Here is a 14,747-nt window from a genome sequence, read left to right on the forward strand (position 1 = left end):
GAGCCTGTCATGTCAGCCTCGCCAAGCCTTTCACGCAATCGAAATCAGTACGCCGTCCTTACAGGAGCCGGCCTGTTCCTATGGTTCAGCAATGCCATCCTGCTGCCGGTGCTCGCCGTCATTCTCGCCCTGCTTCATCCCTTGGAGTCGCAGGCGCAGCCGGCGGCCTTCGTCACCCCAAACGACATGGGCGCGGGCAGCCTTCTTCTCCAGACGGCACAGGATGGCAAATACACCGAGGCGCCGCGCCTTGCGACCGATGTCGACATCGACGTCAACGGACCGACGGCACGTGCGGTCCTGACCCAGGCTTTCGAAAATTCGACCGACAAATGGGTCGAAGCCCTCTACGTATTTCCTCTTCCGGAGGACAGCGCCGTCTATTCCTTGAAGATGATCGTCGGCAACCGGGTCATTGTCGCCGATATCAAGGAAAAGCAGGCCGCACGCGCCATCTATGAGAAGGCGCGCAGAGAAGGAAAGAAGGCGTCCCTGGTCGAGCAGCAACGGCCGAATGTCTTCACCAATGCGGTTGCCAACATAGGTCCGCATGAAAAGATCGTCGTCCAGATCGAATATCAGCAGGCCGTACACCTGGCCGATGGCCGCTTCTCCTTGCGGGTTCCGCTGGTCGTTGCTCCTCGCTATACACCGCAAAATGCCGAAGCCATCACGCAGCGGGCAGACCTGAAGGCCGGCTGGGGACAGACCAAGCAGAGTTCGTCGCGCAATGGCGTCAGCAAGCCCGTTTCCGCGCCGCTGTTGGCGCCGGAGAGCGATCGTACCAATCCTGTCACGCTGAAGGTCAATCTCAATGCCGGCTTTCCGCTCGACGACGTCAAAAGCCTCTATCACACAGTCGAGATCGATAGGGTAAGCGACGGTGCGCGCCGGATCGTTCTGGATGGCGATACGACGGCCGATCGTGACTTCGTACTCGAATGGAGTGCTGTCGCAAGCAGTGCGCCGAGCGTCGGTCTCTTCCGCGAACGTGTTGGCAAGGATGACTATGTGCTTGCCTATGTGACGCCGCCGGCTGTGGCAACGCCGCAAAAAGCCGGCCGAGAAGTGGTCTTCGTCATCGACAATTCCGGCTCCATGGGTGGCACGTCGATCGAACAGGCAAGGGCGAGCCTCGACTATGCCCTGTCCCGGCTCAAAACGAATGACCGCTTCAACGTCATTCGCTTCGATGACACGATGACCAAATTCTTCCCGGATTCGGTCATGGCGACGGCGGACAATATCGCCTCCGCACGCCGCTTCGTCACCGGCCTCGACGCTGCCGGCGGTACTGAAATGCTGCCGCCGCTCCAGGCAGCGCTCGATGACAGCCATCAGGCTTCGGGATTGCGTCAGGTCGTCTTCCTGACCGATGGTGAGGTCAACAACGAGCAGCAGCTTCTCGATGCGATCGCCCAATCGCGTGGACGCTCGCGCATCTTCATGGTCGGCATCGGCTCCGCGCCGAACACCTACCTGATGAGCCGTGCCGCCGAGCTCGGCCGCGGCAGCTTCACCCATATCGGTTCGGTCGCCGAGGTGGATGAGCGTATGCGCATCCTCTTCGACAAGCTGGAAAACCCGGCAGTCACCAATGTCGCGGCTGCCTTTTCGGAGAAGAATGTCAACCTGTCGCCCAGCCTCCTGCCCGACATCTATCATGGCGAACCGCTGGTCCTGGCCGCCCGCATGGGGAAAGCCGCGGGCAGCCTGACCATCAGCGGCATGGTCGGTGACCGCCCGTGGACGATCTCCTTGCCGCTCGATCAGGCAAGCAACGCCAAAGGCATCTCCAAGATCTGGGCACGCCGCCAGATCGACGATGCCGAAGTCAATCTCACCCTTGGCAAGATCACGCAGACGGAAGCGGACAAGCGCATCCTGCAGCTGGCGCTGGAGCATCATCTGGTGACACGCCTCACGAGCCTCGTCGCGGTCGACAGCAAGCGTCTGCGCCCGGCAAACACACCTCTGACTACGGCCGATATCCCGCTGCAGCTGCCGGCCGGCTGGGATTACGACAAGCTCCTCGGCATCGAGGCGATGCGGGAAGCGAAGGCAGACACCAGGGACCACCAGACGGGCGACAAGTCGCAAAGTGTCAACGGCGATGCAGATGTTCAGGAGATCTCGGCACCGCCTTCGGCAAGCCCGCCCCTGCCGCAGACGGCAACACCCGCAATGCTTCTCATCCTTCAGGGATTGCTTGCCCTGCTGTTTGGAGCGTCGCTGCTGATCTTCATATCGCGAAGGAGCAAGGCATGAGCGCCGTCGCTCGGATCCAATCGATCGGGAGCGCGCCAGCGCGCTCCCTTCTGTCCCTGGCCGCCGGCATTTTCATAGCCATAGGCCTCTTCCTCGCTGCCCAGGGCGGATGGATCTACGCGAAGGCAGCCCTGGCTCAGGTTCTGCTGGAGCGCGCCTTTGCCGAGAGCGTGACGTCCGGCTTGCCGGTCAAGCCCTGGAGCTGGGCCGACACCTGGCCCGCGGCGCGCATAGAGGTTCCGCGTCTTGGCGTTTCCGCCATCGCCCTCAATGGCGCAAGCGGCCAGGCGCTGGCCTTCGGTCCCGGTCATCTCGACAATACGCCGGAAGCCGGCGAGAACGGAACGGCGGTTTACGCGGCGCATCGCGACACGCACTTCACCTTCCTGCGAAATATCAAGGAAAATGACCAGATCACGATCACGCGCCGCGATGGCCGGATTTTCACCTTCCGCGTGGCGCATATGGCCGTCGCACGCTGGGATGAGGCCGGGATCGACCCCGATGCGCATGGTGTTCATCTCGTGCTCGCGACATGCTTTCCCTTCGACGCCGTAACATCCGGCCCGCTGCGTTATCTGGTCTATGCCGATCTGGAAGAGGGTGGCGCAGCCGCACCTTGAAGAGAATAAGGGCGAAGGCAGGGAATTCGGCCTTCGCCTCGTTGAATATTGTTTGAACTCTTAAAGTTCCGGATCGTTCAGAACGAACCGTTCAGCCAAAGCATTGCCGGCGCACCCAGAATTACCATGGCGATTACTGCCGAAACCGCCATTTTGATCGCCTTGATGCGCCGTGTCCGGACGCCGCTCCAGTCATAACTCACAATCACTAACCCTAGAAAATCATTAGAGATTCGCAAACTAGAGCCGATCGGCCCTTCGACAAGGGAAGCATGTGATTCGTCCACAGGGGATATTTTGAAGACTTGCGCGTCATCAGAGACGGCATCGGCCGTATGCTAATGCGCCAGCTCGGAAGCGACTGCCGCCCGCATCCCATCCATCATCATTCTGCCAAGCCTGAACGACACGGCATCCAGCCATTTGGGGTCAGATCGAAGGCGTTCGGGAAATAACCCCGGAAGGGCATGCAATGCCCTGGCTAGATCCGACGGCGAGCGGACACCCGAAATAGCCTTGGCGATATCGGCCTCGCGCGGGTCGTTGAGCGCATAAGCCGTGCCGTCGTCCTGACGCCCGAGGCAATAGCGCATCCAGGCTGCGACGGCGAAGGCAAAGGGCTCTGTATCCGCGCCTTTGGCCAATAGCTCTACGGCCGGTGCCAGCAGGCGCTGCGGCAACTTCTCGGTGCCATCCATCGCGATCTGGCGGGTTTCGTGGGCAATGGCGGGATTGGCGAAGCGGGCAAGAATATCCGCCGCATAGGCGTCGAGCTCTATGCCCGGCAGCGGCCGGAGCGTGGAAGCCGCGGTGCTCAGATGCCGCATGATCAACGGTCGAAAGCCGGCCGGGCCGACCGTATCGCGGACATAGCGTCGGCCGGTCAGAAACCCCGCATAGGCCAGCATCGAATGCGATCCGTTGAGCATGCGCAGCTTCATCGCCTCATAGGGACGCACGTCATCGACAAACAATGCGCCGCCCGTCTCCCAGGCCGGACGTCCGCTCGGAAAGCGATCCTCGATCACCCATTGCCGAAAAGGCTCGGTTTCGATCGCGGCGTGGTCCACACAACCGGTCATTTGCCGGGCGTCGTCGAGCGTCTGCTGGGTTGCTGCGGGTGTAATGCGATCGACCATGCTCGACGGAAAGGCGACATCGGTTGCAATCCAGTCGGCAAGCGCCGGGTCGGATCTGCGGGCAAAATCGATAACCCCTGCCCGAACGAAAGCTCCATTGTCAGGCAGATTATCGCAGCACAGCACGACAAATGGCGAAATGCCGGAAGCACGCCGACGCTTCAGCGCTTCGGTCAGAACGCCGAGCACACCGGTCGGCTGCGCGGGTTTTGCCAGATCCGCCGCGACGGCGGAATGGTTGAGATCGGCCATCATCCTGGCGCGATCGATGCCGTAGGCCTTCTCCGTCACGGTCATCGACACGATGCGCGTCGCCGGATCCACAAGCGCCTGCATCACGGCAGCAAGCTCGCGGCTCCCAGCGATGACGCGCTCGATACTGCCGATGACCCTTGCGCGTGCTCCGGCAGCATCGCGTTCGATCAGCGTGTAGAGGCCGTTTTGCGGATTGAGGGCGTCGGCAACGTCATGGCCGCGAAGGCTCACGCCCACGATACGCCAATCGCCGCCGCGAGCGGCAAGGGCTGCGTCCGTATAATCGGCCTGATGCGCACGATGGAATGCGCCCACTCCCAAATGCACGATGCCGCGGCCGTGACGGCCGGGCTCATAGCCGGGCCTTGATGCCGGGCCGGCTATGTCGGCGAGCGAAGACAGGCGCTTCCGATCGGTCATGCCTGCAGCCCTGCCGAGGGGTGAGACAGTGCCGTCTCGATGCCGCGCAGTTCGGCAAGGCCCTTGAGCCGCCCGATGGCGGGATAGCCGGGCTGGCCTTCCCGCTTGAGGTCATCGAGGATATCCTGCCCGTGATCCGGCCGCATCGGAATTTGCCAGTCAGCGCGCCCGATGGCGGCACGACGGCGCTCCTCGCGCAGGATGGCGGCAATCATCGCCACCATGTCGGTGCCTCCTCCGAGATGCTCGGCCTCGTAGAAGGAGCCGTAGACGTTGCTGGATTCGCGCTTGACGTTGCGCAGATGCAGGAAATGGACGCGATCGCCGAGCCGTTCCATCATGCCGGGCAGGTCATTGTCCGGCCGGGCGCCCAGCGATCCCGTGCAGAGCGTGATGCCGTTTGCCGGGCTGTCGACGGCTTTCATCAGCGCCGCATAATCCGCCTCCGTCGACATGATGCGTGGCAGTCCGAGAAGCGCGAACGGCGGATCATCCGGATGGCAGCACAGCCGCATACCGAGCTTTTCCGCCATGGGAACCACTTCGGAAAGAAAATCTATCTGATGAGCCCGCAGCCGGTCCGCCGGGACATCGTCATAATCCTCCAGATGGGCGCGCACATCCGCCAGCGTGAAATTTTCGGCAGCACCAGGCAGGCCGCAGACAATATTGTTTGCCAGCTGCTGCCGTTCCTCCTGGCTCATGCCCGCATGCCGCTTGCGCGCCTGCTCCACGAGCCAGTCGGGCAGTTCCTCTGCAGCGGCAGCACGAGCGAGGATAAACAGATCGAAGGCGGCAAAATCGACCAGATCGAACCGCATGCAGGTTGCTCCATTGGGAAGGCGCCATCGCAGATGCGTTCTCGTCCAATCCAGCACCGGCATGAAATTGTAGCAAATCGTCTCGATACCGGCGTCGCGAAGATGGCCAAGGCTAAGCTTGTAGTTTGCGATATGCTCGCGCCACTCGCCCTTCTGCTTCTTGATATCCTCCGAAACAGGCAGGCTTTCGACGACATCCCAGGCGAGGCCGGAGGGGCTGCCATCCGTCATGCGGCCGATTTCGGCCTTACGCTTCGCAATCTCGGCTGCGGACCACACGGCCCCCGTCGGAACGTGATGCAGTGCGCTTACAACACCCTGCACGCCAGCCTGCAGCATATCGTCGATCGAAACCTGATCTCGCGGCCCGAACCATCGCCAAGTCTGCTTCACGATATTACTCCCTTTCGAGACGGCATGATCTGCATGTGCGATTGCATTAGCATGCAGGATTGTGATTGACTAGTATGGTAGTCCACTATATTGAATGCGACATGGCGACGATTGACCACCCAACCCGAACAACGGCGCAACGCACGGACGAGACCCGGACGACCGCATGGTCGCTGGAGCCGACAGTCCCCGTGGGACCGCAAATATATAAAGCCCTCCGCCGGCTGATTGTTCGAGGCGAGTTCAGTCCGGGCACGGCGATGTCGGAAGTGGACATCGCGGGGCGATTTGCCACGAGCCGCCAGCCGGTGCGCGAGGCCTTTATCAAGCTTGCCGAGGATGGTCTGCTCGAAGTCAGGCCGCAGCGCGGTACCTTTGTCCGAAAAATCAGCATCGCTCAGGTGATCGACGCGCGTTTCGTCCGCGAAGCGATCGAGACCCATATCGTACGCGAGCTTGCGGCCAAGAGCGACGCTCGCCTGGTCAGACATCTTCGTCTGCAGCTGGAAGAACAGACGGCAATCCCGATCGACAGGCCCGACGACTTCATGAAATTGGACGAGCAGTTTCATTGGACCCTCGCCGACGCGGCGGGCCGATCCTATGGCTGGAAGGTCATCGAGGACGTGAAGCTGCAGATGGACCGCGTGCGTCACCTCACATTGAGAAGCTTCCCGCAACAAAAGCTCGTGCGACAGCATACCGCCATCGTCGACAGCATCGAACGCTCCGCGCCCGACGAGGCCGAGCGCGAGATGAGGCAGCACCTGCAGCTCATTCTGGAGGATCTGCCGTCGGTCGAGGCGCAATATCCCGATTTTTTCACGCTATCGACCTAGCCGTTTGGCAATCGGCACAGCCAAGGCAGCGGCGGCTGATTGGCTGCTCCATCCTGCCTGACGGAAGATAGCGTCCCAGAAACACAGGAGGGAGCTCATGAAGACGAGAGCTTGCGTGCTTCACGCTCAAGGCGACATACGTATCGAGGAGCGTAACGTCGGTGCTGTCGGCGACAGCCAGGTCCTGGTGCGTGTCGGTGCCGGAGGGATCTGCGGATCGGATATCCATTATTTCTGGGATGGCGGGATCGGCACGATCCGTGTCACCGAACCGATCATCCTGGGTCACGAGGTCGCCGGCACCGTTGAAGCCATCGGCGCAAGCGTTGGAAATGTAAAGCCAGGGGATCGGGTGGCGCTTTGCCCGAGCCGGCCCTGCGGCCGTTGCCGTTTTTGTCAGGCCGGACAGCAGCAGCATTGCCTGGAAATGCAATTCTTCGGAAGCGCGATGCGCAAGCCGCACTGCGATGGCGGCTTTCGCGATCTCATCGTCGTCGAGGATTTTCAATGCGAGCCCGTCGGCGAGGCAGCATTGGACGAGGCAGCCTGTGCAGAGCCGCTCTCGGTCGGCCTTCATGCCATCAACAATGCCGGCAGCCTGCTGGGCAAGAGCGTGGTGGTCATGGGAGCGGGTCCGATCGGTGCCCTTCTGATCGGTGCTGCACGCATGGCAGGCGCGCGTGAAGTCGTTGCCGTCGATCTGGCGGAAGCCCCGTTGAAGGCGGCGAAGAAAATGGGAGCCACCCTGGCCATCAATGGGGGCGACGGCGACCGTCTCGCTGGCTATTCCGAAGACAAGGGATACTTCGATGTCGGTTTCGAATGCACCGGATCCGGCATCGCGCTGGGCAATCTGTTTCCCATCGTGAAGCCGCGCGGCACCATCGTCGCGGTCGGCGTCAGCAACGGCTCGCATATTCCGTTCAATGCCCTGGTCGGAAAGGAAATCCGCCTGGTCGGCACACATCGCTTCCATAGCGAATATGCCCTGGCCGCCCGGATGATAGCGGAGCGACGCATAGATGTGCGCCCGATCATCACCTCGACGGTGCCGATGGAACACATCCGCGAGGCGTTCGATATCGTCCGCGACCGGACCACGCAAATGAAGGTGCAACTCAGCTTCGCGACATAAGCAATCAAGGCGCAATGATCGACCATGTGGAGGAGGAGTGAATGGCAGCAATTGATACTCAAGATCCGGCAGCCATACGGAAATTGTCGGATGAAGCGACGAGAGTCCTGTTAAACAAGCCCAATACGCTATCCAGCACGCAGGGCGGCTGGATGATGATCGCAACCATTCTCATCGAGGCCTGGGATCTCTATGCCATCGCCTTTGTGCTGATCTTCATCAAGACGGATTTCAATCCAACGGCGGCACAGCTCGGTCTTGCCACCGCCGCCGTCCAGGGCGGTGCCCTGATCGGTGCGCTGCTCGGGGGGGTCTTTGCCGATTATTTCGGACGAAAGAAGGTCTTCATCGGCACGATGATCCTGTTCATCGTCCTGGCGCTCGCGCAGGCCTTCGTGCGTGACATATGGGAACTGATCCTCATCCGCTTCCTGATCGGCATTCCGCTCGGCAGCGACATCTCCAACGGCTATGCCTACATCATGGAATCGATGTCCAAGGGCAAGCGCGAACAGATGGGCAGCCGCTGGCAGTTCATGTTCGGGCTCGGCGAGGTATTCGCCATCATCATCATCACGGTGATGTATATCAGCGGCATGGACCATTCGCTGCTATGGCGCGTCGCTCTCGCGCTCGGCGCCGTTCCAGCGGCGATCCTCCTGTTCTGGCGCCTCGACCTGCCGGAGACGCCTCTTTCCCTGCTGCAGCGCGGTCACTTCAGAAAAGCCAAGGAGGTTTCCAAGCGGCTGTTCGACGATCCGCTCGACATGCTTCCGAACCAGGATGTGCAACTCGCCAAGCCCAAGCTCGGCGATTTCCTCAAGGTTATCTGGGCCGATCCGATCAAGAAGCGGGCGACGATCTTCTCGTGGATTTCCAACGCGTGCCAAGGCGCGGAATTCACGGCCTGGGGCTTCTACCTGCCGGTCATCCTGGTGCTGAGCGGTGTCGGTGTGTCGAGCGACGGCAATATTACCGGCACGAACATGGTGACCGCCCTGATCTTCTGCCTTGCGACGATTTCCGGTTATGTGGCGCCTCTCATGCTACCCAAAATCGGCCATCGCGGCGTTGCCATGTGGGGTTTCGGCCTGGCATTCCTCGGCCTTATCCTGGGCGGCCTCGGCATACAATATGATTGGAAGATCATCATCGTCGTCGGAGCCTGCATTCTCATGTGGGGCCATTATTGGGATGCGTCCAACGGCATGACGATATCGTCCATGGTCGCCCCAAGCCGTTTCAAGGCAACGGCTTCGGGATTCGGCTACGTCTTCGTCAAGGGAGCGTCTTTTTTCGGCGCCTTCGTGTTCCCCATCCTCAGCGAGCAGTTCGGCAAGGCTGGCGCGACCTTCTCGGTGGCGATCCTGTCGCTGATCGGCTTCCTCGCGGCCAAGTTCATATTGCCCGAGGTCTATGGCTACGTCGAAACCGAAGAACTATCCGATCCCCGATAGAGGCTTCTGACGACCGATGCCACCGGACCCGAACATCCGGTGGCATCAGGCGCAGGCCATGCTGGTCCTTTGCCCATCGGTAAACTGTTTCGCATTCTTCTATAAAATCATGCGGAGCCGGACGCCGTAACTCGTGCTGCTCATTTGGAGGAAATGAGAAACGCAAAGGTATGGAGGAGCTTATCTTGGCAGCAACCGCAGAGGAAAATACCGCACCATGTTTGCTCATTGGGCATAAAAAAGCTGGCTCCGGGAAACCGTCATTGCTTTGAACTTCGATTTTTTAAGAGAGACTTTCAGGGAGTTCCCATTTCGGGAAATTTTCCTTGTTCCCGATATGGGAATATGCTACATACTGCTCATGCAGATCATCGCTAAGTCCACATTGAGGAAGTTTTGGGAAATCCATCCCCAAGCTGAAACCCCATTAAGGACTTGGTACGCAGTGGTCGACAAGGCGATGTGGAGCGGGCCGACCGATGTCAAAATGATGTTCGGAGCGAATGTCGATTTCTTCAGCGATAACCGCATTATTTTCGATATTGGGGGGAACAAATACCGTCTGATTGTCCACGTCGCTTATCCATACCAACAGGTGCTGATCAAATTTGTCGGCACTCGTAAAGAATACGATAATATCAACCCGGAGACCGTGTAATGGACAACATCCGCGCCATCAGGAACGATGAAGACCTTGCCTGGGCTATTGGCGAGGTTGAACAATACTTCGATGCGCCGCCCGATTTTGGCACCCCGGAGGCAGACCGATTCGATATTCTCTCCACTCTCATCGAAGCCTATGAGGATCGTTATTACCCGATCGAAGCTCCAGGGCCGATAGAGCTGATCAAGGCTCACATGGAGATGATGGGCCGCAAGCAGTCCGACTTGGCTGATCTATTCAACTCCAAGTCTCGCGCCTCCGAGGTGCTTAACCGGAGGCGCGCCCTTACAGTGGATATGATCCACAAACTACATAAGGAGTGGGGCATTCCAGCCGATTCCCTCGTGCAGCCATATCATCTTTTAACTGATGCGGCTTGAAGTGCCGCCGACCAAGCCATCCCGATGTGGCGCGTGAACGCGGTACATCAGCCCGAACCCGGCCAGCGGACCAATGCCTTTGAAAGCCTGGGTCCCGGGATTGACGGAACGACGGAAATCACGACAGAGTGCGCCTGTATACCCCTCTCCATCGAGTTGCCCTGGCGTTGGAAGGGCCCGACAGAACCTCGTAGCGAGCAGGAACGATAGCCATGGCCAAGCAGCTTCCCGATATGACAAAGCACCGCGGCTTTCCATCCGGCATGCCGGGAACGGGCATCCAATTCACCATTCGCCGTGCGAATCCAAGGGGTGTCACGCCGATCAAACAGCTCCCGCGCCGCGCGCGACCGGGATCGCAGGAACACCGTGTCGACGCGGCTTTCCTGCACGCGCTCTGGCATCAATTCGGAACCGAACCTTTCGAGCGCGGCAACCTCGACGCGGCCCGCTTGAACCTGCTCTTTGGACGCGAGGTCGTGGCGGCGGACAAGGATTTCGATCCGATGTCCTATGAGGCGATGCTTGTGATCAACGAAAAGCTGGCACGTGAAAATTTTCCGGAAGCCTTCGAAGACGTCATGGAAGTCTAGCGAGCGCCAGCGGGGATTTTGCAGATATTTTGCCCTTGCGGGTCGTTCACGGCCCCTTCCGCAGTCTCCAACGCCACCCACACAGACAACCTCCGTCCCCGTTCTGAACTTCCTTTCGGCAGCCCTAGAACGTGGTGTCCATCAGCTCTCCTGGCGACATTTGGAAAAATGTTTCCGCAAGGAAAGCACCTGTCTGGTTGCCAAAAAACCATAATTGTTCCACCTAAGATCATACATCCAACATTCAATGATCCAGAATCGGGCCAAGATTTGATGCGTATGAAATATGGTTTACTCTGCCTTTTCCTGGCAATTGCTCCGTCGGCATATGCTCTGGAAGCAGGTTCGCCGCCAATTTTGACGCCACTGCCGCAACAGGCGCAGGCCGCTCATTTGAGCGCGGAATTCCTCACCCGTTTCCACTACAGGCCGGTTCCCCTGGATGATGCTTTGTCGGCCAAGGTCATGAACCGGTTCATCAAATCCCTGGATCCGGACCGGATCATCTTCCTGCAGGCGGATATCGACAAATTCATGGCCGGCAGCACCAAGATCGACGACGCGATCAACCAGGAAGACCTGAATATCCCGTTCTCGATCTTCAACACGTATGAGCAGCGGGTGGTCGATCGCATGAGCTATGCGCGCAGCCTGCTCAAGCAGAAGTTCGATTTCAGCGTGCAGGAAGACTATCCCCTCGTGCGCGACAAGCAGCCGTGGCCGCAATCCGAAGCGGAAAGCAATGACCTGTGGCGCAAACGTGTCAAGAACGACTGGCTGCGCCTGAAATTGGCCGGCAAGGATGATGCCGCCATTCGCGACACGCTTGACAAGCGTTATGAAAACTCGCTCGAGCGGGCCTACAAATACAAGAGCGACGACGTATTCCAGTCGTTCATGGACGCCTATACGACGTCGGTCGATCCGCATACCGACTATTTCGGCGCGACCGCTTCGGCCGAATTCGATATTTCCATGAAGCTCTCGCTGGTCGGCATCGGCGCGGTGCTCCAGGAAAGAGACGATTACACGACGATCCGCGAGCTCGTCGCGGGCGGCCCGGCGCAATTGTCAGGCAAGCTGGCGGTCGGCGACCGTATTATCGGCGTCGGCCAAGGCGAGAACGGTGCGATCAAGGAAGTCGTGGGGACCCGCCTCGATGAAATCGTGCAGATGATACGCGGCGCGAAGGGTTCCGTCGTGCGCCTGGATATCCTGCCGGCCGATGCCGGCCCCGACGGCAAGCATCACGTCATCAGCCTGGTGCGCGACAAGATCAGCCTTGACAAGCAGGCTGCCAAGAAAACCATCCTGTCTGTCAAGGATGGCGATGCCACCCGCAAGATCGGCGTCATCACCCTGCCGGCCTTCTATGAAGATTTCGAAGCGCGGCGAAAAGGCGACAAGGATTACCGAAGCGCGAGCCGTGACGTCGCCAAGCTTCTCGACGAACTGAAGCAGGACAAGGTCGAAGGCGTTCTGATCGACCTGCGAAACAATGGCGGCGGCTCGCTCGCCGAAGCGATCGATCTGACGGGTCTGTTTGTCGGCAAAGGTCCGGTGGTTCAGCAACGCAATGCAGACGGTCAAGTGGAGGTGGAAAACGACGATCTTTCAACCCCCGCCTGGACCGGCCCGGTCGGTGTGCTGATCAATCGCGGTTCGGCCTCCGCGTCCGAGATCTTCGCCGCGGCAATACAGGATTATGGCCGGGGCGTGATTGTCGGCGAACCCAGCTTCGGCAAGGGCACGGTGCAAACCGTTGTCAATCTCGACCAGGTCGCCCATAACGCCAAGCCGAAATTCGGCGAGCTGAAATTGACCGTGGCCCAGTTTTTCCGCGTCGATGGCGGCACGACCCAGCTGCGCGGCGTGACGCCCGACATTAGCCTGCCGGGCCTTTCGGACCCCAAGAGCTTTGGTGAATCGAGCTATGACAATGCCCTGCCGTGGACACAGGTCAAGCCGGCAAAATATACGCCCGCCGGCAACATAAAGGCATTGCTGCCGCAGCTTCAAAGCCGCCATGATGAACGCGTACAGAACGACAAGGATTTCCAGCGCTTTGTCGAAGACATTGCCGTGCTGAAAGCACAGCGAGACAGACAGGTCATTTCTCTCAACGAAACCGAACGCCGCAACGAAATGGCCGCCCAGGCAAATCGCCTGAAGTCGCGCGACCAGATCAACGACGGCGTGGACACTGGAGAGGATGATGGCCTGCAGGCCAACGAGCGCAGCCTGAGTGCCGATATCGCCATCGAGAAAGCCCGCAAGAACGCAAAGGACGTGCTGCTGAACGAGGCAGCCGCGATCCTCGCGGACGAAGCGGACCTGCAGGCTGGAACGCCGAGGACGGCGGCTCAGTAGCGCGGAAACAAAGGGTTTGCACAAGGGAGACATCGCGGTGAACCGCGATATCTCCCTTGACTGGCGGGCGCCGCAATAGGCCTAGGACGTCCCCTCTGGTAATCTGGGCGATGCAACCTGAATGGGTTCAGGCACCGCCGCAGCGGCTCGCAGAACGCCATGAAAGCCGATCCAAAGCGCAATCGAGCCGAGCGCGAAGCTCCCCAAAATAACGAACATCGCGCTGTAACCGATTTCCTGCGCGAGCCAACCACCAATGGCTGGGCTCAAGGATGCGCCGACACCTTGAACGGTCATCACAATCCCCTGGCCGGCATTGATGCGGCCGGTTCCGTTCAGGATACGCGCGACCAGCGCCGGCACGGCGACACTCTGCAGGCCCGCGCCGACGCCGTCGAGGATTTGGACCGGATAGACGCCCCAGGCGGTAATCAGGTGGGCTGCGACAAAACCGCGGACCGGCAAAGACATGAAGGAGATCAGCAGCACGAGCCACTGCCCTCTCCTTTCCGCCATATGCATCGCAATCAACGAGGTGATGATCATGGTGCCCTGTGCCACCACGACGGTCAGGGCAACGAAGGCTGCGGGATCGCCTCGCTTGGCGGAGACCACGGCAAGCCCGTAGAGCGGCAGCATCGCTCCGTTACCGAGATGGAATAATGCGAGAGCACCGGCCAGGATCAGCAGCGGCTTTGATTCCACAAGCACCATGAAACCGCTCGGTTTGCGCTGCATTGCAGTTTCCGTTTTTCCTTGCGGGCCGATCACGGTGAAAACGGCGCCCCGCGCCTCGTTATCGTCGATCGCGGCAGAGGGAATCATCAGAACGGAACCGATGGTGAGCACGCCGAACACGGCGGAAAGCCAGAATACCGCCGTCAGTCCGAACATCCAGCCGAGCCATCCTGATAGCGCGGCGCCGACCAAATTGCCGGCATGGTTGAAAGCTTGGTTGTAACCGGTCTGCCGATTGAAGCCGGCTTGCCGGACGATGCCGAGGGTAATCCCGCTGAGAGCCGGGCCGATCGCGGCACCCGCAACGGCAGTCGCAACCTGGGACAGCGCCACAACCCAGAAGGCCTGTGACAGTAATATGGTCATGGAGGCCAGGACGGTACAGATGCCAAGCACGATGATACATGCGCGCTTGTGCGTCGTCTCATCGATGAAGGCGCCGGCCGGCGCCATCATCAGCATGCCGGCAAAGCCGCCGATCGTCATGACCGAGCCGATCGATCCGCTTTGCCAGCCATGCGCGGTCAGGAAGACCCCAAGAAAGGGGCCGATGCCCGCCTGAACATCGGCCATGAAGAAGTTGAGGAGCGCGAGTGGGATGAGTGCGCGGGCTTGCTGGTCAAAAGGAGATGAGCGCGGCAAAGGATAACCA

12 protein-coding genes are annotated in these 14,747 nt (G+C 59.8%); 9 read left to right on the plus strand and 3 right to left on the minus strand.

Going from position 1 to position 14,747, the window contains the following annotated elements; genetic code table 11:
* Positions 1-9 precede the first annotated feature (9 nt).
* Positions 10-2,268, plus strand: coding sequence for a marine proteobacterial sortase target protein (locus FHT84_RS09575; protein ID WP_113249072.1), 2,259 nt, complete (start codon positions 10-12; stop codon positions 2,266-2,268).
* Entirely contained in the window at positions 2,265-2,891 is a 627-nt protein-coding gene (locus FHT84_RS09580; protein ID WP_113248893.1) for a class GN sortase, read from the plus strand. Before FHT84_RS09575 ends, FHT84_RS09580 begins: the two co-directional genes overlap by 4 nt.
* Before the next feature lie 338 nt (positions 2,892-3,229).
* On the opposite strand, the gene FHT84_RS09585 is transcribed toward FHT84_RS09580, so the two are convergent.
* Both FHT84_RS09585 and uxuA read right to left on the minus strand, forming a co-directional pair.
* A complete protein-coding gene (locus tag FHT84_RS09585) occupies positions 3,230-4,705 on the minus strand; it encodes a mannitol dehydrogenase family protein (protein ID WP_113248894.1) in 1,476 nt (491 codons plus the stop codon).
* A complete protein-coding gene (uxuA, locus tag FHT84_RS09590) occupies positions 4,702-5,919 on the minus strand; it encodes a mannonate dehydratase (RefSeq protein WP_113248895.1) in 1,218 nt (405 codons plus the stop codon). The genes FHT84_RS09585 and uxuA overlap by 4 nt, the downstream gene beginning before the upstream one ends.
* Before the next feature lie 191 nt (positions 5,920-6,110).
* On the opposite strand from uxuA, the gene FHT84_RS09595 reads away from it, so the two are divergent.
* The 7 genes from FHT84_RS09595 (at position 6,111) to FHT84_RS09625 (ending at position 13,357) form a co-directional block, all read left to right on the plus strand.
* A complete protein-coding gene (locus FHT84_RS09595; protein WP_348649336.1) occupies positions 6,111-6,758 on the plus strand; it encodes a GntR family transcriptional regulator in 648 nt (215 codons plus the stop codon).
* Between the two features lie 97 nt (positions 6,759-6,855).
* Positions 6,856-7,893, plus strand: a complete 1,038-nt coding sequence (locus FHT84_RS09600; RefSeq protein ID WP_113248897.1) for an L-idonate 5-dehydrogenase — start codon at positions 6,856-6,858, stop codon at positions 7,891-7,893.
* Between the two features lie 41 nt (positions 7,894-7,934).
* Positions 7,935-9,350 carry an MFS transporter gene (locus FHT84_RS09605; protein WP_113248898.1) on the plus strand — a complete coding sequence of 472 codons (1,416 nt, stop codon included), beginning with the start codon at positions 7,935-7,937 and terminating at the stop codon, positions 9,348-9,350.
* A gap of 361 nt (positions 9,351-9,711) precedes the next feature.
* Positions 9,712-10,008, plus strand: a complete 297-nt coding sequence (locus tag FHT84_RS09610; protein ID WP_183761930.1) for a type II toxin-antitoxin system HigB family toxin — start codon at positions 9,712-9,714, stop codon at positions 10,006-10,008.
* Positions 10,008-10,394 (plus strand): type II toxin-antitoxin system HigA family antitoxin, encoded by a 387-nt coding sequence (locus tag FHT84_RS09615; protein WP_113248899.1) that lies wholly within the window; start codon positions 10,008-10,010, stop codon positions 10,392-10,394. Before FHT84_RS09610 ends, FHT84_RS09615 begins: the two co-directional genes overlap by 1 nt.
* Positions 10,395-10,606: 212 nt before the next feature.
* Positions 10,607-10,987, plus strand: a complete 381-nt coding sequence (locus FHT84_RS09620) for a hypothetical protein (protein ID WP_112345713.1) — start codon at positions 10,607-10,609, stop codon at positions 10,985-10,987.
* A gap of 273 nt (positions 10,988-11,260) precedes the next feature.
* On the plus strand, positions 11,261-13,357 hold the full coding sequence (locus tag FHT84_RS09625) for a carboxy terminal-processing peptidase (RefSeq protein WP_113248900.1): 2,097 nt from the start codon (positions 11,261-11,263) through the stop codon (positions 13,355-13,357).
* An 81-nt stretch (positions 13,358-13,438) separates the two neighbouring features.
* On the opposite strand, the gene FHT84_RS09630 is transcribed toward FHT84_RS09625, so the two are convergent.
* Complete coding sequence (locus FHT84_RS09630; RefSeq protein ID WP_113248901.1) at positions 13,439-14,737, minus strand: MFS transporter; 1,299 nt, start codon at positions 14,735-14,737, stop codon at positions 13,439-13,441.
* Between the last annotated feature and the right edge of the window lie 10 nt (positions 14,738-14,747).

It is taken from the genome of Rhizobium sp. BK289 (assembly GCF_014193575.1).
Classification (GTDB): Bacteria; Pseudomonadota; Alphaproteobacteria; order Rhizobiales; family Rhizobiaceae; genus Rhizobium; species Rhizobium tropici_C.